The sequence below is a fragment of the Roseibium sp. genome (genome assembly GCF_025698965.1).
In the GTDB taxonomy this organism is placed as follows: domain Bacteria; phylum Pseudomonadota; class Alphaproteobacteria; order Rhizobiales; family Stappiaceae; genus Roseibium.
The window spans coordinates 1-25,890 of record NZ_JAILWL010000020.1; the positions used below are offsets into that span (position 1 = coordinate 1).

Below are 25,890 nucleotides of genomic sequence, written 5' to 3' on the forward strand. Positions count from 1 at the left end.
CGGTACCACAGGGGTTGCTGCGATTAGATCCGGGCGGCGTTTCGTCGGCTGCGAGCGTGAGGCGGCGTACTACGAGATCGCCAGTGAAAGGCTTTCAAAGGCGGCTTAAATGCCTGTTTAAATCGACTTCAGCCCCTTGTAGCAAATCCCTCGGTTGCAGATCATAGAGCTGTGATCGGGGGTAGCCATGAACATTGATACGGAAAAAGACACTAAATCCAACGGTCGTTGGTTCTGGCCATGGTTGCTTACGATTGTCATAGGGGTAATAGCCGTGGTTATTGCCTTTCCGCAGGTTATGAATTGTGCATCAAATTGGACGTCCTGGCCTAGCTGGACAGAACGCATGCTAATTGCCGCAAAACCACCTTCCGGCTGCATGGCTCCCAATGAGATTGGTGACTTCCTCGCGGGCGTTTTCGCTCCAATTGCGTTTATTTGGTTAGCGTTTGCAGTGGTGCTTCAGTCACGCGAACTCAGTGCGCAGGAGAAAGTTCTGCGGCTCACAAAGGAAGAATTGAAACTGACCAGAGAGGAAGCGGAGAGGCAGCGGTCAGCTCTTGAGGAACAGGCCAAAATTATGGCTGAAACGGCTAGATTAAATGCGGAGCAACAAGCAAGAAGAGATTTGGACACTCTAGTCGATATGGTTGCTCCGCATATCATCAAAATTTGTAACGGTTCTCCCAACACCGGACAGGTGTCGATTGGGCTGCAGCCGTCCTTGGTAATGCGTGACCATTCGGTGCATGCGGCCAACGCGATTAAAGTACTGGCTAGCAGAACTCAGATCGGCCAAGAATTGAAGAGTGCAGACGACAGTGCGAAAACTTTGTTTGTCGATTATTCCCGTTTGATGATGGAACTGCCAAGTTCACTAAGCGCCTTCGACAGAACGCTCTTCTATGACACCTATAAATTTATGAACCTAGCGGTGGAACTGGAGATTTACGGCAGTGAGAGGAGTATCCCATTGCCAGATCAGAACGGTAAACGGATTTGGGAATGAGCTACCGTGCTCATAGTAACCTGATGGTCTCATGAACGAGGCCGCTTGTAGGGAGGCCAGTCCTTGCGGATCTTTCTCTTCTTGCGTTGATTGTCGATCCAGGCATCGTATCTGGGCAGCTCTGCTTCCAGCGTTTCAACCATGCTTTTGAACGAAGCAATCACGCCTGCGGAGAAATCGCGCCGATCTTCCATCAGATCGATCGGGTCCAGTGGACTGCCTCTGTATGCGATACTTGGATTTGTACCGTCCTTGTAACCTTGCGCGAATGCTTCGGTCATCTCCCTTGAACGTTCAAAATCCAGATACTGACTGAGCGCTTCGATGAGTTCGGACACCGAAAGCGAAATTGCGCCGGCTGGTTGATCATCGGTTTCCCGGTTTACATTCAGGATGAAGTGATTTTCGTCTTCCTTGTCCGTCATTGGGAAGAACTCTATAGGACCGATCGCGGCCTCAGGTGTCTCATCCTCGTTGTAAGCAGCCATAAACGTGTCACGGTCGAGGTCTTGCTTTCTGAGTTCAGCGCGTTTTTTCCGAACGTCCTTAGGTTCATAAAGAAGCATTGCCATGATCGTGTTCCTAACTATCAATAGGGTATTAGGACCATCACAACGACGAAACTGTCAATGATAAGCAATCGCTTGAAATCAGCACACCCCGACCTGGAGGCTCGCAATACGCATAGGCCCACAACGCTAGTTACGCTTCTGGACCTGAAGACGGCCGGATTTCGTCTGTACGGAAACTGCTATTGCGGTCATGGTCGCGAGCTGGATCTAGACATGCTGATCGAGCGGTACGGAGACGACTACGTTTTTATCAATGAACAGCGGATAGGGCGATCGTTGAAGTGCACTCGTTGCGGTCATCCAGGCGGGAAGCTGACATTGCAGCCGGGATAAGCAGTCTATTGCAAGATTGGCAGGGAAAGGCTTTTAAAGGCAACGTGAATCGCCTTTAATCCGGTCTAATTGGTTCTTCAAGGATTGTGACATGGCCGACGGAGAAGTGGCTGCTGGATTTCAATTGTTCTCGGCATTGACGGCAATTGCCACCCCTCTTGTTGCCATATGTGTTGCGTGGGTGGCCTACCAGCAGTGGAGGACTGCACAGCAGAGGATCGTCTTGGATCTGTTCAGAGACCGATTGAACGTATTTGACAAGGTCTCGAGAGCCGTTCGATTGATCGAAAGAGATTGGCAACAAAAGGGAGGTGAGCCACTTAGCCTCTTGCTGACAGCGCGAGATGAGGCACGCTTCCTATTTGGCTCAGAGGTTTCCACCTACATATTGAACCTCATTTTGGCGGCTGAAGATCTCGAGCACGCCTGCAAAAAACTCGATGAAAACGATGAATCTGAAGATTGGGAAAAACTGAAAGACTACTCGATAAGATACTTCGTAACAGAAGAGCTAGCGAGAGTGTTTGAACCATACATGGATATGAGGCAGCGTCTGCATGGTGCTGACGCAATTCCGGTTGAAAGCTATTACGATAAAAAGCGGAGTGAGTTCAGATAGCCATACCGACTCTGGTTTGCTTTGAGCAAAAATCTGGGTGCCAAGTGAAGTTGCGCGAAGTGCCAAACGAAGTTGCGCGCTACAAAAATGACGGCAGATTTGTTCAACTGAAAATCTATGATGCCGGAAGAATAAAATACACAATCAGATCAGTCATCTGAAATGGTCGGGCAGGCCGGATTTGAACCGACGACCCCTTCACCCCCAGTGAAGTGCGCTACCAGGCTGCGCTACTGCCCGAACGGCTCCTACCTAGCTTGTTCGACTTGCAAGCGCAAGCGGCTAATTGCAACTGGCGTGTGAGTTTGCCCAGACTTATGCAGTTCAATTTGAAGGCTATGCTTTGGCCATCGACCATTGTCGCTTTCGCTCAAGTTTGTCGGTGGCAATCATTCCCCAGGCGAGACCATAGAACAGATACATGTGCCGCCAGTGGTCGGTGTCGATGATGACCGACAGGATCAGATGCGCGGCAAACACCGCAAACACACTTTGGGTGAACGCGGTCCAGGGCCTCGATTTGAACAGCAATGGCACCATGGCCAGAAGTGTCCAGAAGGCCATCAGCAGATAGACCGAACCGCCGAGCCATCCGTAGGTCGTGTATCCTTTCAGATAGACGTTGTGCTCGTCTTCCGGAAAGTATTTGTTGAATTCCAGAGGTCCCAGCCCGAGAGGGTTTTCCATGACCATCTGAAATCCGAGTGCGTAGCGCGCAAATCGCCCGAGACGGGCTCCGTCATAGTCTTGCACCAGGCGCGCGCGCTGCGCGAACATCTCGGAGACGGTGTCGATGGACAGAGCAATCGCAAGCAGCGCAAATACGGCAAGAACGCCGCCGAACCCCAGGAAAACCAGGCGGCCGCGCCGCCGGGGATTTTGCTCGGTTACCAGTGCCAGAAAATAGATGATCAAGACGGCCGCGAACAGCACGCCCCAGGCTCCCCGCGAAAAGCTGAGGAAAATACCGAACAGCAATATGGCCAGCGGCACCAGAAGGTGAAGGTTTTTCAAGACCGAGTTCCGCAGGAGTTTTTGGATGATCAGCAATGTCGGCAGAACGAGAAACGGCCCGAAAACGTTTGGATCCTGAAAGGTGCCGCGGGCCCGGTCGTAAAGCGTGAAATAGTCCGCCCCCGGAAAGAGGTTGAAATAACCGGCAATACCGATTGCTGACACCAGCACGGCGCTGAATGTATAGCCGTTTTGAATGATACGGAATCTGTTGGGATCATCGGCCAGGATTGCGGCATAGAAAATGGCTGTAATTGCCAGAAAACCGGAGACGGCAATGTACATCATCGCGTCGCCAAAGTCCTGAGCCAGGGGAACGGACGCCACACCACCGGCGACATAGAGCATCATGCAGATGATCAATGGCCCGAATTCCGGGCGGAACTTCAGTCCGCACGCAAACCAGACAACCGACAGAAGGGCCATGTAGAGTTCATAGGGAGCCGGTTCCTCGATAACGAAACCGGACAGGAAGGCGGCAAGCCACAGGGTACCGTTGCCCAGGCTTTTGACTGAGAGACCGTGCGGCGCGCGCGCAATTGCGGCGCCGCCATATGGTTCGCTCATCAGGCTCAATACGCGTTCTCCGTATTGAGCAGCCGGAAGGGCGTCAGGAACAGTATTTTCAGGTCAAACAGGATCGACCAGTTTTCGATGTAATAGACATCGCATTCGACACGTTTCTGGATTTTGTCGGGCGTGTCGACTTCGCCGCGCCAGCCGTTGATCTGGGCCCAGCCGGTTACACCGGGTTTCACCTTGTGGCGTGCAAAATAGCCGTCCACGACATCGTCCCAGGTTTTGTCGTCGGTATGTGCGTTGACCGCGTGCGGGCGGGGGCCGACGAGCGAGAGGCTGCCTGCAAGCACATTGAACAGTTGCGGCAGTTCATCGATCGAAGTCTTGCGGATGAACCGGCCGACCTTTGTCACGCGCGGATCGCCTTTGGTCACTACCTTCTTGGCGTCGGGATCAGCCATTTCCGTATACATGGAACGGAATTTCAGAACCTCTATGATCTCGTTGTTGAAACCGTAGCGCTTCTGCTTGAACAGGACTGGCCCCTTGCTGTTGAGCTTGATTGCAATCGCGGTTGCTATCATCACCGGAAACAGCGCAACGATGGCAAAGGTCGCAAACACGAGGTCGAAAATCCGCTTGGCGACCATGTCCCAGTCGGCGATCGGCTTTTCAATGACATCGACAAAAGGCACCGTGCCGATGAATGAAGCGCCACGGTCGCGGAAGCGGACTTTGTCGGTATGCGCGGACAGACGGATATCAACCGGCAATACCCAAAGCTTCTTGAGAAGTTCCAGCACCCGTTTTTCCGCGCGCAGCGGAATACAGACGATCAGCATGTCGATCCGCGCCAGCCGGGCGAATTCGACCAGGGCGCTGATGTTGCCGAGCTTGGGATATCCGGCGACAACCGGGGGCGATCGGTCATTGGCGCGGTCGTCGAAGATACCGCAGATCCGAATGTCATTGTCCGCTTGTGCTTCCAGATCATGGATCAGTTCTGCTGCGGCCGTGCCGCCGCCAACGATCACCGCGCGCCGCTCCAGGCTGCCGGATTTCATCCAGCGGCGCACCAGTCTGTAGACAGCCATATGCAGCACGCATATGCCCGCCAGTCCCAAAGCGTACCAGGACCCGATCCAGGCTTCGGAAAGACCCGATCCGATACCGGTCGTCGACATCAGAACCGCGAACATCGCAAAGACGAGCGTCCAGCCCGCTGCCGCGCGTCCGAGCTGCGAGAGCCCCCGGCGCATTACCGATACCTGATAGACATCCGCTGCCTGGAAAAAGGCGAGTGCAAACAGGATCGCGGTTCCCGTGGCAAACAGCTGAGCCCAGGAAAACACGGTGAGACCCGGCTCGATCGCGGCTGCAATGGCCGAAGCGGCAGCAATTACCAGAATGTCCATAACCCGCACAAATCCGGTGACAACGGGGATGGATTTTCCCTTTCCGCCGAGATTGCGCGCGATTTCAAGGGCGCCCGCGGACAGTCCGGATGTTGCCGGGGTCAAGGTCTCGATGTTGGGTTGTCCGGTTGCACCTTCAACTGTCCGCCGGAATTGGCTTTCCAGCTTTCGGCGCAAATTCGCTCCGTCTTTTTCGGACGGGTCCGGAGTGACGGGATCTGTCTGCTTAACGGCAGGGTTGGTCATTACCTGTTACTCGATTTGGCATAAATGGTTTGTGCACGCGATACGGCAGAAGCATTTTTCGCCGGGGCGGGTGCGGATAAATCGGAAGGAACAAAGCCTTGCAATTCCTGATAGAGCGCGGTGATACGGTCACTCATCAAGTTGATGGAAAATGTCTCGGCCAGGCAGCTGCGTAATTCTTCAGCCTGCTGTTCCATTTTGGCCGGTTCGGCAAGTGCGGTTTCCATGGCAAGCGTGAGTTTGCCAATATGACCCGCCTCGATCAGCCGATTTGAATATCGGCCGAAAATTTCAGGAATGCCGCCAACACGGGTCGCAATCAGGGGCTTCTGGGCCGCAACGGTTTCCAGAATAATGTACGGCATGGCCTCTGCGCGTGAGGGGACCACAACATTTCTGGCAAGCTTGAACGCTTCACGCGCAGGCAAGGCGCCGTGGAACGTGATCGCACTTTCCATGCCCAGTTTCTGGACCATTTTCCTGTAGCGGTCCTCGTCGGGACCTTCACCGACAATATGTGCGGTCGGTGCAACACCGTTTTTCAGACGGATATTGTAAATCGCTTCAATGAAGAGGTCCGGTCCCTTCAGGTCGCGCAGCATGCCGATATAGAGGAAATCGGCTGCGTCGTCCTGAATCGTGACAGGCTTGAATTCCTCTGGCATCAGACCGTTGTAAACGATCCGTGTCAGTGCCTTCGGATGCCCGACCTTGCTCTCATAGGCCGCAGACTCATAGTCGGAAACGAAAATGAGGCCGTCGGTGATCCGTCCGAGCAGGCGTTCAATCGTATGATAGACGCGACCTTCAAACCTGTTCGGATCATAGTGCAAGCTGCCGCCGTGAGGGCAGTAGACACGTGCCACCTTATGCCCACCCAGACGCAATGCGCTGCCGATAAGGCGCGCGTAAGCTCCGCCCTTGGCACCGTGCCCATGCAGGATATCCGGTTTCAGATCGCGGATATGGCGGTAAAGGGCGTAAGTTGCTGTGAGATCCTGGATAGTGAGCTGACGCTGCATTGGAAAGCGAGCGACACCCAGCGCTAGTTTCGATTCAAGCTCATCTACAAGCCGGTTGTCGAATGCACTGCCCGTGCTGCTGTCACATATTAGTCCGACATCATGGCCCGCTTCTGCCTGCGTTGTCGCCAAATCACGAACATGGCGGAAAATTCCACCAATAGGCGAGCGGACACAATGCACGATCCTCATCGGAGTCGTAGTCATGGTGCAGTTTCCCTGTTTTCGCCTCCTGGTTTCTTTATCGAACCAGTGAAGCACTGAAACCGCACTCTAACAATGGGAGGTGAGTCCGCAGTTAACTTCCGGAAGCCTTAGAAGTAGCGTTCCCGGACGTAAATTGTGTCTCCGGGGCGAATCGGGTCCGAAATGGGCACACGGCCATTTAGAATTTCACCATTGAGTTGCCGGGTGATATCAACATTCGATTGTTGGGCACGAGAGCTGAATCCACCGGCCGTCGCGATGGCATTTTGAACAGTCATGCCTGCAACGTAGTTATACTGGCCTGCATTTTGCACTTCACCCATGATGAAGATCGGACGGTAGGTATCCACCTCGACGGAGACGTCCGGATCACGGATGTAACCTTGCCTCAGCTTGGCGGCAATTTCCTTGGCAAGGCCTTGTTGAGTTTTGCCTCTGGCAGCAACATTGCCAACAAGCGGAAACGAAATATACCCTGCTTGATCAACGACATAGGTGTTTGAAAGGTCTTCCTGACCGAACACGATAATGCGCAACCGATCGCTGGAATCCAGACGATAAGGCTGTGTCAGTGTTTCATGAAATGCTGTGGGCGGCTGTCTGTACCCGCTGCATGCAGCAAGGCCCAGGCAAAGGCCCAGGACAAGAAGCGCTCTCATTGGCATCTACGACTCTCCTACAATTCGCAGATAGCATCGCGTGTTATGGTTAATTGAGCGTGAAGAGCGCTGAATGTATAAAATGGAGGCCCTTGAAACAGTGCGTACATTAATTAACGCGTGCCGAGGGGAGATTTCAGGGAGCTTAACCGATCGCTTACCCTAATTCGACATAGTTTGCCGGAATTGGAGTTTCAAACGATGAATGCTGAGCGGCAGACGTATTCCGAAGACGACATGGCTCTGGATCTGGGCGGCTTGATGCGCGCTATCGGACGGTCACTTGGCTGGTTGTTGCCTCTGACCTTGTTCGTTGCGGTTGCGGTTTTTCTCGGCTTGCAGTTCGTTGCGCCCAAATACAAGGCTGAAGCCCGCATTCTGATTGAAAGCACGGACAACAAGTTTCCCGGGGCGTCTCGAGGTATTGAAGAGGAAAGAGCTCTTCTGGACGCTGAAGGAGTTGCCAGCCAGGTTCAGTTGCTGATGTCGGCGGATCTGGCTCGGCGCGTTGCCAAGAAACTCGATCTCGCCGAGATCCCTGAATTCGACGCCAAGGGGGGAGGGTCGTTGTTCGGCGGTCTGATGTCTCTCGTGGGGCTCGGTGAAAGTTCCTCCGGCAACAGCGAAGAAGAACGCGTTCTCAAGCATTTTTACAAGAACCTGGATATTTACAGGCTGGAAGGGTCCCGCGTCATTGCGGTGGACTTTGCAGCGGAGAACCCTGTACTTGCGGCAAAAGTGGCAAACACCATTGTCGATGAATACCTGACTTTGCAGTCGAGCGCGAAACGGGAAACCACTGAGCTCGCTTCCGCGGCGCTGGAGCCGCAGATCCTGGAACTTCGCAAGGAGGTGCAGGCGGCTCGTCAGGCTGTATCGGACTTTCGCGCACGCGCCGACCTTCTGATCGGCACCGACAACATTCCGTTGAGCCAGCAGCAGCTTGCGGAAACGAGCAGTGACTATTCCGCCGCGCAGGCAGCAAAAGCGGAAGCACAGGCCAAGGCCGATCTGATACGGGAGCTGCTCACTTCCGGTGGATCTTTGGAAACCGCCAGCGATGTATTGAATTCAACCTTGATCCAGCGTCTGCGGGAGCGGCAGGTCGAAATTCAATCGAACATTGCCGAACTCTCTATCACTCTTTTGCCAAGCCATCCGCAATTGAAGGCGTTGCAATCTCAGCTTGGAGACTATGACAGGCAAATCCGCGCCGAAGCACGCAAGGTCCTGCAGGGTCTGGAAAACGATGCAAAAGTTGCCAATCAGCAGGCTCTGGCATTGGAAAAGCGGCTCGAAGACCTGAAGACGGCAGCCGCAAGAACAAATGCCGACCAGGCTCGCTTGAGCGAGCTGGAACGTGAAGCCAATGCCAAGGCCGCGCAACTGGACCAGCTTCTCTTAAGCTATCAGGAGGCAGATTCCAGACTGCGGGCTCAGGTTTTGCCTGCGGACGCACGCATCATTTCGCGCGCGAGCGTTCCGGCCGAACCCTTCTCGCCGAAAGTCGTTTCCAGCACAATCATTGCGGCGCTAGTGACATTCATCCTGGGCTGCGCCTTTGTAATCATGCGCGAATTCCTGAGTGGGAATGCGATTCAGAGGGTTCACGCTGAAAATTTCGCCAGATCGACGTCGGCATCCCAATCCGTTCAGGATGTTTCCGAAAGGGCATCTGATGGCAGCGCCCCTCAATTTGCGGAGGCCGGCGGCAAATCCGATGACGGGTTCGGCTGGGAGCGAAGCTACGGTCATTCGGTCACGAATTACCAGATGAATGCAGACTTCGACCGTGATCCGCCCGATACAAAGGAAATTGGAGAGGTTGAGGAGGTCTCCGACAAGCAGGCTCTGTTTGCGAATGTAAAGGGAACTGAAGAGGAAGAGACCCCGGAAACAGTTCGAGTGTCTCGCCGGTCCCGGTATGATCACGACGTTGCTCCGGACTGGATCGACAATCTTCGGACAGAACCAAGTGAGGATGAACCGGAATCGCATTCGGAAGAGCCATTGCCTGAAACTGAAACATTGGCGACAACATATGCTGATGAAATTCAGGCCACGGGACGCATTGTAGTCCTGAGTGTCGACGATGAAGCCCTGTCTCATGATCTGACTTTTGACCTTGCACGCCAGGCAGCAGGCACCGGCCAGTCCGCGTTGATCATGGAAGTGTTTCCTGAACAATCCGACGGCAAGGCCGCAGAGGGCTTTTCTGACGTCGTTGCCGGGCAGGCTCCGTTTGCAAAGGTCGTTTACCGGGATGCAGCCTCCAAGGCACACATTATAGAGGCCGGCCGTGTCGCCATTTCCGACGAGATGGTCGATACGGAACGCTTCAAATTGGCGCTGGACGCGATCAAGTCCACTTACGAGACCATCGTTGTTGATCTGGGAGCCATTGACGGAACGCTGGCAAGCGCACGCATGTTGAGTTTTGCCGACAGGGTTCTAATCGCAGCGAGTGCTCCAGACCACAGTCACGAGCTGCAAAGCGCGGCCAATCTGCTCGCCCACAATACCGGCGCCAAGGTTGAGGTTGTGATCGCCGGCGGTGAGGGGCCTGGACCGCGTCGCAGCGACGACGGCCATGCCGCATAAGAGAAAGTGGTTTAGTCGGAAGAACTAGCGGATTTGCCCAATCCCGCTTTCCACTTGCGCAAGCGCCGGACAAGGGGCCAGAAGACTTCGGAATTGCGAATGGCAGATTTTGCCCGGGTGCGGGCAAAATCGAATTGCATCCGCGCTTTTCCCGTCAAGGTGATTGCAAGCATGCTGTCTTTCAAGGGCAGGGGCTCCGCCCAGGCGGTTTTGTAACGCTCTTCACCAAGGCCAAGATCAAGAATGTTCAATTCCGGTGCCGCGCAGGCGTAATCAATGATTTCCTTGATCAGAACCAGCCCCGGGCTGTTGGGCAGCATCTCGTCATGTGCAACGCTGTTGCCGTATGCATAGATTGTTTCCGAGTGTTCCAGACACAGGTAAGTTGCTCGGATCGCACCTTCTGCCTCAAGGAACCAGAGATCCATGACCGGCGTGTTGTCCCCGGTGTTGACATTAGGCAAGCCAAGAAGACGCGAAAGGAAGTCCTGAGCGGCCGGTTCCGAAAAGGCATTTGGAATTCCGGCGGCAGATGCGCGCAAGGAGCGTTGTTCCAGAAATGCGGCAAATCCTCGTGCGATGTCTTCCTCTGTATGTGCCTTCACGACACGGTAGCCTTCAGACGATTGCAGATGCCTTTGCTTGCGCAGGAGGTTTTTCCGAGCGGATTTGCTGTGCGTGTCTTTAAACAGCGTGTCGAAATCCGTCATGAGATTGCGTGTGAAAATCGGGCTCGGGCTTGAGGTCGACGTTTCCAGCAAAAGCGGATGTCGCCGCCCAAGCCAGGCTTCCGGCACATTTTGCAGGGAGACCAGGTCTGCTCCGGATTGCTTGGCTGTCTCGATCAAGAGAGACATCACCTGCTCGCTTGTGGCATCTGCATAAAACGAGGGGTCCCAGCAACCGGTGTTCTGGTTGCCGAATTCCGATCCCAGAAACGAGAGTGTTTTGACCCCTGTTGTCTTTCGAAGTCCAAAGGGCAACAGGACAACCGGTTCACCTTCGATCCGGCCGATTGCAATCACCAGATTTTCGTCATGGGTTTTTCCAAGCGTTTCAGTCCAGGCGGTGAGCCAGTCAAAAGACTGGTAGGGAATATTGCCTGGCGCATCTTTTGGTTGTTGCCAGTCGGCCTGCGCTTCGCTAAGGCTCGAATGAATTGCAACGTCTATTGAGGTGCTCCCGGATTTCATGAACTGACCCTGGACTTCACTCTTTGCAGGGTGAAACGGTTTGTGAACATCAGATAAACCATTTTCGAAGATCATTGGGAAAAGACCCGAAGAGATGCTGGTAGATCGGAATAAGTCTCGATAGATTTAGCAATAATTGTTAAAGAAACCGTGCCTTACTGGCACTTTCTTCAAGATTGGGCATTCAGCCATATGGGCATAAGGCAAAAGGCAGTCACACGGGCATTCGGTCTTCTGAAGGGGACTGGGCTGGGTCGCATGATGGCTCCGCTTACACAGGGCTGTGGTGCTGTGTTCATGATGCATCATGTGCGTCCCGCGAAGCCTGACAGCTTCCAGCCGAACCGACATCTTGAAATCACCCCGGAATTCCTGCGTCTGGCGGTTGAGAGGATCCGGGCCAATGGCTACGAGATCATCTCTCTCGATGAAGCCGTTGATCTTCTAAAATCGGGGTACGGTCATCATCGCTATGCCGTCCTGACCTTTGACGACGGTTATCGGGACAATCTGGAGATCGCCTATCCGATCCTGAAGGAGATGGAGGCCCCGTTCACCGTCTTTGTAGCAACTGGTCTGATCGACAGAACCAGCGAGCTCTGGTGGCTGGTTCTGGAACAAATCATCGCTGAAAACGATGAAGTGGTGCTGACGCAAGCCGGTGCCACCAATGGAATTCCCTGCGCAACCGTTGCGGAGAAGAATGCCTGCTTTGACAAGATGGTAGATTATCTGACACTTGAAATCGGCGAGCTGGATCAACGCAGAATTGTTCGCGCACTTGCCGAGAAATACAAAATCGATCTTAAGGCACTGGCCGATAAGCTTGCCATGAATTGGGATGAAGTTCGGCAACTGGCGCTCGATCCGCTGGTCACCATTGGGGCCCATACGCACGAACACTACGCAATGGCGCGGCTGGAGGCATCGGCTGCCCGAGCCGACGTGCAAAAAGGCCTGAAGCGTTTGGAGGAAGAGCTTGGCCGCAGGCCCAAGCATTTCGCCTATCCTTATGGAAAATCTCATGCTGTCAGCATGCGCGATGCCGACATTCTGCGGGATATCGGATTTGCTTCATCGGTAACGACATTGCCAGGCGTGCTGCAATCGGCAAACGCCCGCGATCCCATGATGCTTCCGCGCGTGTCCCTGAATGGCAAGTTTCAGGATCCGGCAGTCGTTGACCAATACCTGACCGGAGCGCCATTCGCTCTTTATCGCGCCGCGCGATGGGCTGCCTCCGGATTTGGCGTCAAGTCCGGTTTTTCCCGCCTTTTTCCATCCACCAGATAATCGCACCGGCCGGGACCACCCAGGCCAGTCCGGCAACGGCGAAATAGGCAAACCGCACCAGGTTGGACGACTGTTGCAACGTCATGTCACCGATCACCATGGCGATGAAGGCATAGACGATCACGAATATCACCAGCGTGACCATGCCTACAAATTTGCGAAAAGAGGGAACCATTGTCAGTGCGTTTCCGTTGACCTTGATTGAAAAGTAGCGGTTTTGAGGGACGGATTGCCGCAAAATGTCCCACACCGCTTGCTGTCTTGCCCTTGCACCTATATCTCCGCAAGCCAAAGGTCAAATATACAAAGTGCAAATTCCGGTACGGGTTCATGACAGCATTCGCAGACAGTGCAAACGACACGCAAAGCCCGGTATTGCCGGCCAAACTGGAAAGGATCAGACGCAGCAGAGCCATGATCCGCTGGTGGCTTTATGGTGTCTGTGTCCTGATCCTGGCAATGGTTGTTGTTGGCGGTGCAACGCGGCTCACCGAGTCCGGTCTTTCAATTACAGAGTGGAAACCGATTCATGGGGTCATCCCGCCACTCAGTGAGGCTGAGTGGGAAGAGGAACTTGAAAAGTATCGGCAGATCCCGGAGTACCAGCTCATCAACAAGGGCATGAGCCTTGATGAGTTCAAATTCATATTCTGGTGGGAGTGGGGGCACCGACTGCTGGGCAGGTTTATCGGCGTCGCTTTTTTTGTACCCATGGTGGTCTTCTGGGCGTCCGGGCGCGTTGAACCGTGGTTGAAACCGAGGCTGGTGCTGGGTCTTGTACTGGGAGGGCTGCAAGGGGTCGTCGGTTGGTGGATGGTTGCCTCAGGGCTTGTTGAACGCGTGGATGTCAGTCAATACAGGCTGGCGGTTCATCTGACCCTGGCATTGATCATATTCGCCTACCTGTTCTGGATTGCCCGCCGTCTGACGCCTCTGTCCGTTCCGGAACCGATCGAACAGTCACGGTTGACCGGGGTGAGTGTCCTGGTGCTTGGTCTTGTCTTTGTTCAGATTTTTCTCGGCGGTCTGGTAGCCGGCCTCAATGCAGGTATGACCTTCAATACATGGCCGTTGATGGATGGCAAATTCATTCCCGACGGTCTGCTTATCATGGAGCCTGCGTGGCTGAACTTCTTTGAAAACGTCCTGACCGTACAGTTCCAACATCGAATGACTGCTTATGTCCTGATGGCTGCGGGGATTGTTCTGATGTTTGCCACTTTCAAAGCGAGCCAGCGCAAGGAACTCCGCCGTGCCGGAGCGCATGTCGGTACTTTTATTCTGCTACAGGCCCTGTTTGGCATTCTAACGCTTCTCTGGCACGTCCCACTGTCGATTGCTCTGGTGCATCAGGGATTTGCCGTTGTGGTTCTCGCGGCGTCAGTTGATCACCTCGCAGTGTTGAAAGGGGCATATCCCATTCGCGCATGACCGCGTGCGTGTTCTTCAACCAAGCTCTGGCAGCAAACGTAAAAAGACCCGCCGTTTGGCGGGTCTTTTGCGTCGATGGTTTGGCTTTGGTTTTGGCTTTGTCAGCCGGCAAGAGCCTGATCGAGATCGGCGATAATGTCTTCGACATCTTCAATGCCGACGGAAATCCGAACAACATCCGGTCCGGCACCGGCTGCGGTCTTCTGTTCGTCGGACAACTGACGGTGTGTCGTGGACGCGGGATGAATGATCAGGCTTCTGGTGTCGCCAATATTGGCGAGATGCGAAAACAGCTGCACCTTTGAGACCACATCAACACCGGCATCATAGCCGCCTTCCACACCAAATGTGAAAACCGCACCTGCGCCCTTGGGCATGTATTTCTGCTGCAGGGCGTGATGTTTGTCTTCCGGCAGCGCGGCATAGGAAACCCACTTCACCTTGTCATGTCCGGACAGATGCAGAGCAACCTTTTTCGCGTTGTCTGAATGCCGTTGCATGCGCAGGGGAAGCGTTTCGATCCCGGTCAGGATCTGGAAGGAGTTGAACGGCGAAATTGCCGGTCCGAGATCACGCAATCCAAGAACCCGGCAGGCAATGGCAAAGGCAAAATTGCCGAAGGTTTCGTGCAGCACGACCCCCTGATATTCGGGACGAGGCTCGGAAAGCAGCGGATAGTTGCCACTGGCAGACCAGTCAAAGCTGCCGCCATCGACAATGATACCGCCCATCGAATTCCCGTGTCCACCCATGAACTTGGTCAGCGAATGAAGAACGATGTCTGCACCATGCTCGATCGGCCGGCACAGATAGGGTGTTGCCATCGTGTTATCGACGATGAGCGGGATACCTTTGGATTTGGCAAGGGTGGAGATGGCTTCGATGTCCATCACGATGCCACCCGGGTTGGCCAGGCTTTCGATGAAGATTGCACGGGTCTTGTCGTCGATGGCAGACTTGAAGGAATTCAGGTCGTCCGGATCCGCCCATTTCACGCCCCAGCCGAAGCTCTTGAAAGAATGGTTGAGCTGATTGATCGAGCCGCCATAAAGCTTGTTGGCTGCAACGATGTTATCGCCAGGCTGCATCATTGCGTGGAAGCACAGGAGTTGCGCCGAGTGGCCGGACGCCGTTGCCAGTGCCGCGGTTCCGCCTTCAAGCGCTGCAACCCGCTCTTCCAGGACAGCCGTCGTCGGATTGGTGATCCGGGTATAGATATTGCCGAAGGCCTGGAGGCCGAAAAGGGAGGCGGCGTGATCGACATCGTCAAAGACAAAGGACGTCGTCTGATAAATCGGTGTTGCCCTGGCGCCAGTTGCTGGATCAGGTGACGCACCGGCGTGAATGGACAGGGTGGAAAACCCCGGAATTTTTTCGCTCATTTAAGAACCTCCCAATTGGAATGGCGGTCAGTTTGACCGAGGGCATTGGGGAGGTCAAAGCAAGATTTTTCCGATTTGGCAATGGAAAGAAAATTTTTGATGTCAGAGAGTTAGCGCAATGGGTCCAAAATCTGGCGAAAACGACCGTGCGCCTGCAAAAGACACCTGCCGGACGTTGTGCGGAAATTCGCCCGTCACCAGAAGGTATCAATGGTGCCTGTCAACTTTGTCGATGCAACTTTTAAGCGATGACTTGCATTGTTTTTGCAAGAAACCAAGCCGGCACCAGCTGTTGAAAGCTACTGTTTCTCAGGAGTTTGCCGTTCTGCCGACTTGTCGTCCGGGAACCAGTTTTCGTCGCGCTCGGAAAAAGGCGACCCGGCCTCGGCTCTGTGAACGACAACAAACAGAAGGAGGCAAATTAACACCACCATCGCCAGCAACACCCACTCAAACGCGGTAAAAAGGGTTGGGTCCTGGGTCATTCTACTCTCTACGCCACTCTCATCCGGATCATTGTCCGGGTATTTGTCTCTCTGTTCTCAGACTTACAGGAGAGCATTGCGCGAAGCTGGTGTGAAGTAAAAAATTACATCAACACGTTTCAATCGCCTTTGGAAACGTTTCCAGAAAGGCCCCGGTGCTGGAAACCGGTTTTGAGTGTGGGGCGTTTCGACGTCAGGGTCTTGGAATTGACACCCGCCCAGCCGATTTCACCCGAAAGGCGGCCATACTCAATCTTGGGACAGCGGTCCATGACCATTTTAATTCCTGCTGATTCGGCACGTTCGGCAGCTTCATCATGACGAACCGTCAACTGCATCCAGATCACCTTCGGCAGTCTGCCGCCGGAAATGACTTGATCGACAATCTGACCGGCCGCAGCAGAATTGCGGAAAATATCTATCATGTCCGGAACATCGGGCAGATCATCCAGCGAGGCATAAACCGTCTGACCCAGAATTTCCTTCCCCGCCTGACCGGGATTTATCGGCCAGACCTCATATCCTTTTGAAAGCAGGTATTTCAGAACGAAGTAGGAGGGGCGAACGGTGTTGGCACTGGCACCGATCATTGCGATGGTTTTGACCTCGTCGAGGATGCCTTTGATATAGGTGTCGGAATATACGTCGTGATTCATGCGTTGAACGTCCTTGCCTGTGCCGCGCCATCCAAGGCGAAACGCCGTTCAACTGCAAGTGTTTCGTGGCTGCGGTCTGGTCACATTTTAAAAAGCGCACAACCGGTCAGGCATGGAAACTCCGACAGACCTAAGACGAGGAGGTGCCAGGGTGGCTTTCAGGACAGGAGACCGGTGAATGAATGGAATACGGCAGCGATTTGCAAGAGTTCTGACAGAGGTCGAAAGAAGTCTGGATGAACCATTGGATATCCGTGGACTTGCAGGGGTTGCCGCTTACTCAAGATTTCACTTTCAACGTCAGTTTTCCGCCTTTTTCGGTGTCAGTATCACTGAATACCAACGCTTGATGAGGATGAAACGGGCCGGACAGCAACTTGCATTCCGGCCGAGCGTTACCGTCACCGAAATTGCCTATGACGCCGGGTATGAAAACCTTGAAAGCTTTTCCAGGATTTTCAAACGCGTCTTTCGGCAAACGCCGTCAGAGTTTCGAAAGGCAGCGGACTGGACTGCCTGGCACCAGACCTATGATCCACTCATTGAATTGAAAGGACAGTTCATGCCAGTCGGTAATCCTGATTTTACAAGTCTTCGAATTTCCGAGTTCCCCGAAACACTTGTAGCCGTTTTCGAGCATAAGGGACCACAATCGGACTTGCCCGCCTCGGTGCAGAAATTCATCGCCTGGCGCAAGGAAAATGCGTTGCCACCGTCAAAAAGCGCCACGTTCAATATTCTCTATTACGATCCGAAATCCACAATACCTGAAGATTTTCGTTTCGATATCTGCTGCGCGGTCTCTGGTCCGGTCACTGATAACGAACACGGTGTTGTTACAAAAACCATTCCCGGCGGTCCGGTTGCGGTTGTAAGACACACCGGGTCACTGGATTTCGCTGAACGCACCATCAGAGCGCTTTATCGGGATTGGCTGCCACAGAGCGGACGTGAGCTTCGCGATTTTCCATTGTTTGTACAAAGGTTGAGCTTCTTTCCGGACGTCCCGGAACACGCGGCACAAACAGATATCTTTCTACCTTTGCAGTGAGCTTGATTGGGTGTCAGTCGTTTGAAGTCTGGCTCGAAAGAGCCAGCTTCTGCGTTTGCGCGTTCCTGAATTCCTTTCGGATCACCAGTTTCAGCCCCGACCAGACAGTGTCGATTGCACAAACCTTCACATCCACCAAACCCATTGGCAGGCATATTTCACGGATCACGTCTTCCGTAACCGTTGAAGGAACCTTGCTGGATTTCTTCGGCCAGGACACCCAGATCATTCCATCGGCAGCCAGATTGTCCCGCAGGGTTTTGAGATGGTCGGCGAGGGTGTCACGTTCTGCCGTGAATAAATGGGCGAAGTCGAGGCCCGGAGCAGGAGCATCAACAAGCAGAACGCCCGGTTCCTGGCTTTCCAGCAACCCGGCAATGTTCTCCGGCATCTTGTGGCGCCAGCAGGTCATGCCCGGCTTGAGGCCGAGCTTTGCGGACAACGGGCGTCCGGAATAACCTGCCTGTTGCATTACTGCTCCTTGACCAGAATGTTGTTGCCGGCTTGTGCCGTCCAGCTCAACCGTCCGTCCATTCCGGTTTGCGCTTTTGCAGGAAAGCGGAAATGCCTTCTTCCGCATCCTTTGCCATCATGTTTTCAACCATGGTCTGCGCCGCGAAATCATAGGCCTCCGACAGAGGCATTTCCAACTGGCGATAAAAGGCTTCCTTGCCGATCATTAGCGTTTTTGCGGATTTGGATGCGATAACCTCAGCATATTTCTGCACAATCTGCTCCAGGTAGTCTCGAGGCACTATTCGGTTGATAAGACCGAATTCTTTCGCCGTTGACGCGTCGATCGCTTCACCGGTCAACAGCATTTCCATCGCCTGTTTCGGGGCGACATTGCGAGACAGTGCGACCATGGGTGTGGAGCAGAAAAGACCGATATTGACGCCAGGCGTGCAGAAGGTTGCCGTATCGGTGGCAATCGCCAGATCGCAAGAGGCAACCAGCTGACAGCCGGCTGCCGTGGCGACACCGGTGACAACAGCGATGACCGGTTTCGGCAAATGCACGATTTGCTGCATCAGGTCGGAACATTGGCGCATGATGCGTTCAAATGTTGCCTTGCCGCCATCTTCAGCACGCGCCGAAGTCAGCTCCTTCAAGTCGTGGCCCGCACAGAAAACCTTGCCTTCCGCACCCAACAGAATAACCCGAATATCCGGGTTTTCCGCCGCTCGGGTGAGTTCGCCGGAAAGAGCTGTCATCATTTCGGTGGAAAGTGAATTCATCCGCTCCGGACGTTGCATCACGATCCGGTAGACACCCTCATGCAGGAGGGTTGAAAGCATCGGTTTTTGGGCTTCGTCATTGGCGGCGATTTCGGACATGGACCAGTTCCTGATTTGCGTGATTGGCGCAGTTATAACTGATCGGATCGAATGTGCGATAGGTTCCGTGAGCTATCGTATGCCTCGATGGTCACGGATCATTTATGCGTTATGACGGTTCCCTTGGATGGCAGATCTCGAGAATTGAGCTATCCTTTTTCTCATGTGGAGGCTTGCTCATCTCACGTGCCTGATCTGCGCAGCGCTTTTTGCGCTCGTGCCTTTGTCATTGTCGGCGCAAGAGAAAAGGGTGGATGTCGCGCTTGTTCTCGCGGTTGACGTTTCACGCTCCATGTCCACGGCAGAACTGCGAATTCAGCGAAAAGGCTACGCGGCAGCAATCTCCAGCCCGGAAGTTGTGCATGCGATAGGACTGGGGGCTTATGGCCGCATTGCCCTGATGATGTTCGAGTGGGCCAACGACACCCACGGCAGGGTGATCGTCGACTGGTCCGTCATTGAAAACCAGACCGATGCTGACAGATTTGCCGAACTGGTGCTGGATGACAGCTCCTACGGGCAGCGCCGGACATCAATTTCCGGAGCCATCGCACGCGGTGCCGATCTGTTGTCAGAAGTGCCTTACATTGCTGATCGGCATGTGATCGATATCTCCGGTGACGGACCGAACAATCACGGCGCGCCTGTCACGATTGCCCGGGATGCGGCCGTTGAAAGCGGTATTGTCATCAATGGATTGCCGTTGATGACAAAGGGTGGGGTCGGATTTCAGTTCAATATCCCGGATCTCGATGTCTATTATCGCCGCTGTGTGATCGGTGGTCCGACGAGTTTCGTCATTCCGGTTACAGACTGGGAGCAATTCCCTGACGCTGTGCGGCGCAAACTGATCCTGGAAATAGGAGGCCGGACGCCGCCAAGCAAAGCGAAGGTCATTCCCGCGCAGATCACGTTCGAAGAACCGTATGATTGTCTGGTGGGTGAGAAGATCTGGCGACGTATGCGCGACCAGTATTTCTGGGATCCGTAACCAGGTCAGGCATTCGGACTTTGTACATTTGATCGCGGTTTTCCGTCGATTTCACGGAAGGGAGCTACTACGAAAAAAGCCCCCACAAGACCGCGCCCGATCCAATCCGGATTTGACGGGAGTTAAGATATGTTTCGATTGCTCAAGACTTTGTTCTGGTTCGTGATTTCATGTACTGCGATATACATTGGATCATTCCAGCAGACGGTTTCGGCACAGGATCGATGGACACCGGAACTGAGTTTGAACGTTAATCGGCTTTCAGAGCTTGCGTTTTCGCCTGATGGCAAAGAACTGATCTATGGCGTGAACAGCGTGGACATCCAAAACGATCGGTATCTGGTCGAATACGTCATATCGGATACTAACGGTGCCGATGTTCGCACGTTGATTGAAAAATCAAGTCACTCATCAAGCCCGCAATGGTCACCTGACGGACACCTGGTTGCTTACCTTTCTTCCAAGACAGGTGTTAGCAACATATGGTTCATCAGCTCTCAGGGTGGTGAAAGCAGACAGATTACCGACGTAAGTCGGGATATCTCGAGTTTCAAATGGTCACCGGACGGAAATTCAATCGCCTTTGTCATGGCTGATCCCGATTTTGTCGAACCCGATGTCGAAGACGCAGACATATTCAACAAAAACCGGCTCTGGCATTTGAAACTGGACAAAGATAAAAAGTCGGGAAAGCTTTCAGACCTTACCGAAAACGCTGAGTTCTCCGTCAGTGAATGGGCTGGCAACTGGGCCTATGACTGGTCACCGGATAGTCGGGAAGTCGTCTTCGCCCATCAGGAGCGGCCAGGGCTCGACTATTGGGCCAAAGCCCAGATCTCGATCGTGGAAGTCGCGACGAAAGACGTCAAACGCCTGGACGCCGGCAATGAAAACTGGATGTATTTTCCCAAATTCTCTCCTGACGGGAAATGGATTGCCTTCATCAATGCCCCGGGTGCTTTCAAGTGGTCGTTTCTCTGGGACATGAAGCTCTTTTCTGTTCACGGAGGAGACATCGTTGATCTTCCTCCCTCCAAGAACAGGCTTCCGTTTCCTTGGGAGTGGGCGGACGACTCTCAAAGCCTTTACTTCATAGAAAATGACCGTGTTACCTACTCTTTTTACGAAATGCCGATCGATGGCAGCCCTTATGCCAAGGTCTTCGGTGCCCCGGATAACCTCAGAGCGCCCGGTCTGAACACATATCTCACGTCTTCCTACATAGATGTGAGCGGTAAGGAGGCGAAACTTGCCTTCATTGGCCAGACACATAATCAACCGCCGGAGATATATGTCAGTGACCTGACCCGCTTCGCTCCGATGAAAATCAGTCAGGTCAACGACCGGTTCAATGAGATCGGTATGCTCAGGACAGAACTGGTGGAATGGAGGTCGCTCGACAACACGCCGGTTGAAGGCCTTTTGAGCTACCCGGAAAACTATAAAGAAGGTGAGAGATTTCCTCTCGTGGTTCAAATTCACGGTGGTCCAAACGGCGCTGATTTCAATGAATATTTGCCGCTTATGAAGTTCTTTGCGACCGCGGTGTATCTCGAAAAGGGATATTTCGTGTTGCGCGTGAACTATCGGGGAACCTTGGGCTATGGCCGCAAGTTTCGTGAAGGTCTGGTTGGCAATTTCGGCAGCCCGGACTACCAGGATATCATGAGCGGTGTGAACCATGTTATCGACCTGGGGCTTGTCGATCCGGAACAGCTCTTTGTGATCGGTCAGAGCAATGGTGGAACCCTTACAAGTTGGATCATCACGCAGACCGACCGGTTCAGATCCGCGTGTCCGGTTGCCGGTGAAACCGACTATATCAGCCTGGAGGGCACCAATGGCTATTTCCAGACGAGTTGGTATCTGGGAGGCAGTTTTATCGACAATCTGCAGATGTTTCTTGATCGCTCGCCGATTTTTCACGTGAAGAACGTGCGCACGCCTGTGCTGATACAAGGCGGTATTGAAGACGATAACGTCCCCTATACTCAGTTGGAGGAATTCTATCGCGCGCTCAAGCGTGTCGGGGTCGACGCTCACTTGGTCGGCTATCCTGGTTCGACCCATGATCACTATCCACCCAAGCTGTATTTGCGTTTGTTGCAGTCCTGTCTCGAGTGGACTGAAAAGCATCGGCGAACAGTCCAATGATCGTGCCGTTAAACCAGTTTGTCCGACTTGAAACAGTGCCGAATTGCCGACCTTTCCAAGACTTGCCGAAAATGCATTGGCGGGATGTTATGAGTGGACGGACGCAACGAGTTCGTTGAATTCGTTCAGCTCATTTTGCAACTCTTCATTCCTGCAGCTCGGGCACCAGAGCCCTTTTTTCCCTTGATGAAGAGTTCCTTCTTGCGGTTACCGCATTTCTTGCAGGCCATTCCGTCAATCGGATAGTCAGGCAGTTTCATCAGCTGATTGAGGAACCAGGGATAGGCAGCGGCAACCTTTGCCAGTTCATCGGGCGCAAAATTCGGTCCGTGCAGGTCAAGACTTTCGAGATGCGGGAGACGTGCAACGGGGGCGAGATCCAAAGATCCTCCGTCGACCGCAATGAGGGTCAAATTCCGAATTGGCAGCTCCTCGAGGAAATCGAGCGACGCAAGTTTTTGCAACGAACTATGGCCGCCGGCTATTGAAAGAGTATGGAGTTTGGGGAGCGCGCGCAGCGCAGCCGCATCCTCAAGCGGTCAGTTTTCTCGAAGATCAAGCACTTCAAGATCCGGAGCAGACTCTATCCCGTTAAGCGATTTCAGTTTGTTGGAGTGCCAGACCCTCATCTTGAATAGCCCCTAGATTTGTAGACATCTTCTTTCCTAATTTTGAGGCGAGGAGGCCATGATGGGCACGCTGAATTATGTTCGACCTTCGGGCGGGAAGTTCAAATTCGGCGCCTCTTCAACGGGGCAACTAGGCCTTTAATGTCCGCCAGCGTCTCCAATTGTGTGACCTGATCGACAACGCTTGAGACCTCATCGTCTTCAGCGAAGAAGAAATATGTGCGCAGTTTGCTTTCAATTTCCACATCGCTTAACGGATCGGCAGGGTCACCGCGCGGGTAGTCGCGGGAAGCCGTTTCCGTTGTACCGTCTTTTCGAGTAACGGTGATTGCGCAGGCGGATTTGGCCGGAAAGGCGGCGGTCATGGCCGGATCTTCGGCAACAGAGACCTTGGCCATGAGTTCCTTCAAGCGGGAATCGTCCGCAAAGGGCTCGTCAAAGTCCTGATAAGCGATTGAACCCTTGGCCAGAACAGCGGCGACGCAATAGGGGAGGGAATGGGTCCGCCCGGCGCGGCTGTCCGGTCTCCAGGCTGTTTCACCTGCGCCGATGTTGACGCACATTGCGTATGTGCTGACCTTAATTTTATCAATCGATGCCGGGTCACCGATCTTGGGTGCGAGCTCGAGTGCTGCATCGATGGGTGTCTGGCAAAACACCAGGGCAGGCCAGCGTTTGAACACCACAGTGCTGAGATCCGGTGTCAGTCCAAACAAACTGTCGGCATGAGGAAAGAAGTGGTCAACACCAGCCGTGCCTTGATAAATCTTGTAAGGGCCTTCAATTCCAGCCTTGGCCATCTTGACTGCAAAAAGACCGCGCAAAGCGCAGGAGGCGTAAGTGCAATGCTTCCAGTCCGTCACCCGGTCCCGGGCTGACTGGTTGGTATCGAGCCCCATGCCTCCGGCGATGCGCTGGGCATTGGTGAGTTCATCGGCATCGAGACCAAGAGCGCAACCGATGACAATCGTTGTGTAGAAAAGTGCCGCGGCGTCGTGATCATAGTCGATCGATTCCGGGAAATAGTAGTCGGAGAAGATACCGGCCAGCATGTAGGCAAGATGGGTCAGGTTGAGCACATCCTTGCCGGACTTTCCGAGCCAGTCAGCAAGCGTCAAGATCAGCGAAACATTGTCCGAAGGGTGCGAGACGCCCATATTGTTCGGTGAGAAGTAGGTGTTGAGAAGATCGCTCCGCCGCCCGAGAATAGTGTTCAGGAAAATCGCATCCGCATGCGTGCCTTCCTTGTTCGTTCCCCAGACATGGACACCGGTTTCGACCGGCGCAATGTCCACCATCCGGTCGAATTTTTCGAGCATTTCGACGTCGTACATGGACCCACAAATGCCAGCGTAGGAATCGAGAATGTTTCGCTTCAGAATGCGAGTGGTTTCGCTATCGATTTGAGTGTTTAGAAGGTCGAGGGCGAAACGGGAAAGTTTCTCTTCAAAGAGCGGTTTCATCGGATTTCGCCAGATTGAGATAAATGAAGACCTCAGCGAACTTGCCATCCCTGAGCTTGTAGAACGCCGCGCAATGGCCCCAGAACACGTCGCCTGCCTTACGGGGGCCCAGGTAGTCGGTGTCTTTCAGGCACCGCCATTCAATGTTGAGCTCAACGGCAATCCTGTCTTCTACGGCAAGGAAGTTTTTCAAATGCAGGATTTCATGAATCCCGTCGTGGCCTGAATTCTTGCCTGAGTTCCAAAACCCAACCAGCTGCTCCTTGCCTTTGAAGGTGCCCTTATAAGGATGAATGAAGATGGCGTCGGGATTGTAATACTTGTCGAAAAACGCACTCTTGTCCGGTGCGTTGTTGAATTCGTCCTCGTAAGTCTCAAACCGGTCTTGAGTAAAGATCATTCTATGCCTCCGGCACAGCAAGGGCTTGAATGAAAGCAGTCTACAGGCAATCAGCGGCAGTATAAACCATGACGTGCGATGGCTCGCCAGACCAATCCATGAGACTGGATGTCTGGCAGCGGTGCACGATGCTGCCGCTGATGTTTCTTGTTGTCAGATCAACAAAATCCTGCATGTAAAGCGCCATGAAGATCGGTTCGAACCGTCATTTCGATTTCGAAGTCGCTTGTCTGCGTCCGGTGGGGCGCAAATCCAATGTGCTTCATCCACGCATTGAACCCGCCGAGGCAAATCGTCTTAACGAGTTGACAGCTCTTGTGAGTGCCGACGGTGGAACGGCTGCCGTAAATGGATCGCTGTAAGTATCACCTGCATCGATACCCATGTTCAGAACCGTTTTCCTGACACTTTCGACCATAGGTGGCGGACCGGCGATAAAGGCGGTCCATCCCGCAAGGGTTTCGTGAGATTTTTGAATGTTCGGAGCGATAAATCCGGTCTCATATCTGGGGTCGGTTTCCCCGGAAAGGACATTCACGACCTTCAGTCCTGGCATCATCCATTGAACGCTTTCCAACGCGTCTTCTGCAAACAGGTCGCACGCTTTGCAGGCGCCTGCATAAAGGACGCAGGCCGTGTCCGGAGACGTATTGGCAAGGTAACGGATCATGGAAAGGCAGGGCGCAAGTCCCGTGCCGCCAGCCGCAAACAGAACGGGACGGTCCGGAGGTGCGCTCAGGCTGGCTGTGCCGAACGGACCTTCAATTCGAACCTTGCTGCCAGGTTTTGCTTCACCCGCCAGATAAGTGCTGACGAAACCGTCTGGAACGATTTTGACAAAAAATTCCAATACGGCAGCCCCTGGTTTGTTGGCCGGAGAATAACTGCGCTTTGGTTGGCCGTGAAACTGGAGCTCAACAAATTGTCCGGCGTGAAACAAAAAAGGCGCAGGCGGTTCGATCCAAAGCCTGATAATGTCGGGTGCGACTTTCTGCAGATCGATTATTTCGCCTTCCAGTTTTTGCAGCACCGGGGGCGGGGCACCCAGTACCCCTGGAACCGACAGATGGACATCGGTTTTGGCGATAGTCCGGCACGGAAGTATCCAGCCGTCGGCGATCTCTTCCGGGCTGAGGGTTCCGGGCACCGAGCCGAGATCCTTGACCTTGCCTTCGTCCAGGCGGCATTTGCATGATCCGCATTCACCGG

24 protein-coding genes, 1 tRNA gene and 1 pseudogene are annotated in these 25,890 nt (G+C 53.7%); 9 read left to right on the forward strand and 17 right to left on the reverse strand.

The features are described 5' to 3' along the window. Positions 1-109, forward strand: a pseudogene (locus K5905_RS03075) (site-specific DNA-methyltransferase); the annotation flags it as partial. 78 nt (positions 110-187) lie between these two features. Beyond that, entirely contained in the window at positions 188-1,009 is an 822-nt protein-coding gene (locus K5905_RS03080) for a hypothetical protein (RefSeq protein ID WP_297580209.1), read from the forward strand. Positions 1,010-1,038: 29 nt separating this feature from the next. Here the strand turns inward: K5905_RS03080 and K5905_RS03085 are convergent, their stop codons facing one another. Beyond that, complete coding sequence (locus K5905_RS03085; protein ID WP_297580211.1) at positions 1,039-1,581, reverse strand: hypothetical protein; 543 nt, start codon at positions 1,579-1,581, stop codon at positions 1,039-1,041. Between the two features lie 424 nt (positions 1,582-2,005). On the opposite strand from K5905_RS03085, the gene K5905_RS03090 reads away from it, so the two are divergent. Further along, a complete protein-coding gene (locus K5905_RS03090; RefSeq protein ID WP_297580213.1) occupies positions 2,006-2,533 on the forward strand; it encodes a hypothetical protein in 528 nt (175 codons plus the stop codon). Between the two features lie 163 nt (positions 2,534-2,696). Here the strand turns inward: K5905_RS03090 and K5905_RS03095 are convergent. From K5905_RS03095 to K5905_RS03115, 5 genes are all read right to left on the reverse strand, one after another. Next, positions 2,697-2,773 (reverse strand) — tRNA-Pro (locus K5905_RS03095). Between the two features lie 96 nt (positions 2,774-2,869). Beyond that, positions 2,870-4,114, reverse strand: coding sequence for an O-antigen ligase (locus K5905_RS03100; RefSeq protein WP_297580251.1), 1,245 nt, complete (start codon positions 4,112-4,114; stop codon positions 2,870-2,872). A 5-nt stretch (positions 4,115-4,119) separates the two neighbouring features. Continuing rightward, positions 4,120-5,727, reverse strand: a complete 1,608-nt coding sequence (locus K5905_RS03105) for an undecaprenyl-phosphate glucose phosphotransferase (protein ID WP_297580215.1) — start codon at positions 5,725-5,727, stop codon at positions 4,120-4,122. Then, entirely contained in the window at positions 5,727-6,956 is a 1,230-nt protein-coding gene (locus K5905_RS03110) for a glycosyltransferase (protein ID WP_297580217.1), read from the reverse strand. Before K5905_RS03110 ends, K5905_RS03105 begins: the two co-directional genes overlap by 1 nt. Before the next feature lie 107 nt (positions 6,957-7,063). After that, entirely contained in the window at positions 7,064-7,621 is a 558-nt protein-coding gene (locus K5905_RS03115; protein WP_297580219.1) for a polysaccharide biosynthesis/export family protein, read from the reverse strand. 195 nt (positions 7,622-7,816) lie between these two features. Here K5905_RS03115 and K5905_RS03120 point away from each other — a divergent pair, with 195 nt between their 5' ends. After that, positions 7,817-10,216, forward strand: a complete 2,400-nt coding sequence (locus K5905_RS03120) for an exopolysaccharide transport family protein (protein ID WP_297580220.1) — start codon at positions 7,817-7,819, stop codon at positions 10,214-10,216. 11 nt (positions 10,217-10,227) lie between these two features. Here K5905_RS03120 and K5905_RS03125 read toward each other — a convergent pair whose 3' ends face one another. Next, complete coding sequence (locus K5905_RS03125; RefSeq protein WP_297580222.1) at positions 10,228-11,409, reverse strand: GNAT family N-acetyltransferase; 1,182 nt, start codon at positions 11,407-11,409, stop codon at positions 10,228-10,230. 261 nt (positions 11,410-11,670) lie between these two features. Between K5905_RS03125 and K5905_RS03130 the strand changes: the two genes are divergently transcribed. Then, entirely contained in the window at positions 11,671-12,702 is a 1,032-nt protein-coding gene (locus tag K5905_RS03130; protein ID WP_297580224.1) for a polysaccharide deacetylase family protein, read from the forward strand. Here the strand turns inward: K5905_RS03130 and K5905_RS03135 are convergent. Further along, positions 12,662-12,877: a DUF2842 domain-containing protein gene (locus K5905_RS03135; protein ID WP_297580226.1), complete on the reverse strand. Its 216-nt coding sequence runs from the start codon at positions 12,875-12,877 to the stop codon at positions 12,662-12,664. The two genes, K5905_RS03130 and K5905_RS03135, sit on opposite strands and share 41 nt — an antisense overlap. 239 nt (positions 12,878-13,116) lie before the next feature. Between K5905_RS03135 and K5905_RS03140 the strand changes: the two genes are divergently transcribed. Further along, entirely contained in the window at positions 13,117-14,133 is a 1,017-nt protein-coding gene (locus tag K5905_RS03140) for a COX15/CtaA family protein (RefSeq protein WP_297580253.1), read from the forward strand. A gap of 101 nt (positions 14,134-14,234) precedes the next feature. Here K5905_RS03140 and K5905_RS03145 read toward each other — a convergent pair whose 3' ends face one another. The 3 genes from K5905_RS03145 to K5905_RS03155 all read right to left on the reverse strand — a co-directional run bounded on the left by K5905_RS03145 (position 14,235) and on the right by K5905_RS03155 (position 16,656). Further along, a complete protein-coding gene (locus K5905_RS03145; RefSeq protein WP_297580227.1) occupies positions 14,235-15,515 on the reverse strand; it encodes an O-acetylhomoserine aminocarboxypropyltransferase in 1,281 nt (426 codons plus the stop codon). A gap of 299 nt (positions 15,516-15,814) precedes the next feature. Beyond that, positions 15,815-16,000, reverse strand: coding sequence for a hypothetical protein (locus K5905_RS03150; RefSeq protein WP_297580229.1), 186 nt, complete (start codon positions 15,998-16,000; stop codon positions 15,815-15,817). Positions 16,001-16,119: 119 nt separating this feature from the next. Beyond that, positions 16,120-16,656 carry a CoA-binding protein gene (locus K5905_RS03155; RefSeq protein WP_297580231.1) on the reverse strand — a complete coding sequence of 179 codons (537 nt, stop codon included), beginning with the start codon at positions 16,654-16,656 and terminating at the stop codon, positions 16,120-16,122. 178 nt (positions 16,657-16,834) lie between these two features. Between K5905_RS03155 and K5905_RS03160 the strand changes: the two genes are divergently transcribed. Further along, positions 16,835-17,707, forward strand: coding sequence for a GyrI-like domain-containing protein (locus K5905_RS03160; protein ID WP_297580233.1), 873 nt, complete (start codon positions 16,835-16,837; stop codon positions 17,705-17,707). A 13-nt stretch (positions 17,708-17,720) separates the two neighbouring features. Here the strand turns inward: K5905_RS03160 and K5905_RS03165 are convergent, their stop codons facing one another. Further along, positions 17,721-18,179: a DUF3052 family protein gene (locus K5905_RS03165; RefSeq protein ID WP_297580235.1), complete on the reverse strand. Its 459-nt coding sequence runs from the start codon at positions 18,177-18,179 to the stop codon at positions 17,721-17,723. A 46-nt stretch (positions 18,180-18,225) separates the two neighbouring features. Continuing rightward, positions 18,226-19,044 (reverse strand): enoyl-CoA hydratase, encoded by an 819-nt coding sequence (locus tag K5905_RS03170; RefSeq protein ID WP_297580237.1) that lies wholly within the window; start codon positions 19,042-19,044, stop codon positions 18,226-18,228. A gap of 250 nt (positions 19,045-19,294) precedes the next feature. Between K5905_RS03170 and K5905_RS03175 the strand changes: the two genes are divergently transcribed. Beyond that, on the forward strand, positions 19,295-20,035 hold the full coding sequence (locus K5905_RS03175; RefSeq protein ID WP_297580239.1) for a DUF1194 domain-containing protein: 741 nt from the start codon (positions 19,295-19,297) through the stop codon (positions 20,033-20,035). Between the two features lie 129 nt (positions 20,036-20,164). Then, the gene (locus K5905_RS03180; RefSeq protein ID WP_297580241.1) at positions 20,165-22,189 is read left to right on the forward strand and encodes a S9 family peptidase; all 2,025 of its coding nucleotides are present in this window, start codon (positions 20,165-20,167) and stop codon (positions 22,187-22,189) included. A gap of 125 nt (positions 22,190-22,314) precedes the next feature. On the opposite strand, the gene K5905_RS03185 is transcribed toward K5905_RS03180, so the two are convergent. The 4 genes from K5905_RS03185 to K5905_RS03200 all read right to left on the reverse strand — a co-directional run. Beyond that, a complete protein-coding gene (locus K5905_RS03185; RefSeq protein ID WP_297580243.1) occupies positions 22,315-22,602 on the reverse strand; it encodes a hypothetical protein in 288 nt (95 codons plus the stop codon). Positions 22,603-22,919: 317 nt separating this feature from the next. After that, positions 22,920-24,281 carry an MmgE/PrpD family protein gene (locus K5905_RS03190; protein WP_297580245.1) on the reverse strand — a complete coding sequence of 454 codons (1,362 nt, stop codon included), beginning with the start codon at positions 24,279-24,281 and terminating at the stop codon, positions 22,920-22,922. Then, complete coding sequence (locus tag K5905_RS03195) at positions 24,265-24,681, reverse strand: nuclear transport factor 2 family protein (protein ID WP_297580247.1); 417 nt, start codon at positions 24,679-24,681, stop codon at positions 24,265-24,267. The genes K5905_RS03190 and K5905_RS03195 overlap by 17 nt, the downstream gene beginning before the upstream one ends. 262 nt (positions 24,682-24,943) lie before the next feature. Then, on the reverse strand, positions 24,944-25,890 hold a 947-nt coding region (locus K5905_RS03200), incomplete at its 5' end, for a 2Fe-2S iron-sulfur cluster binding domain-containing protein (RefSeq protein WP_297580249.1).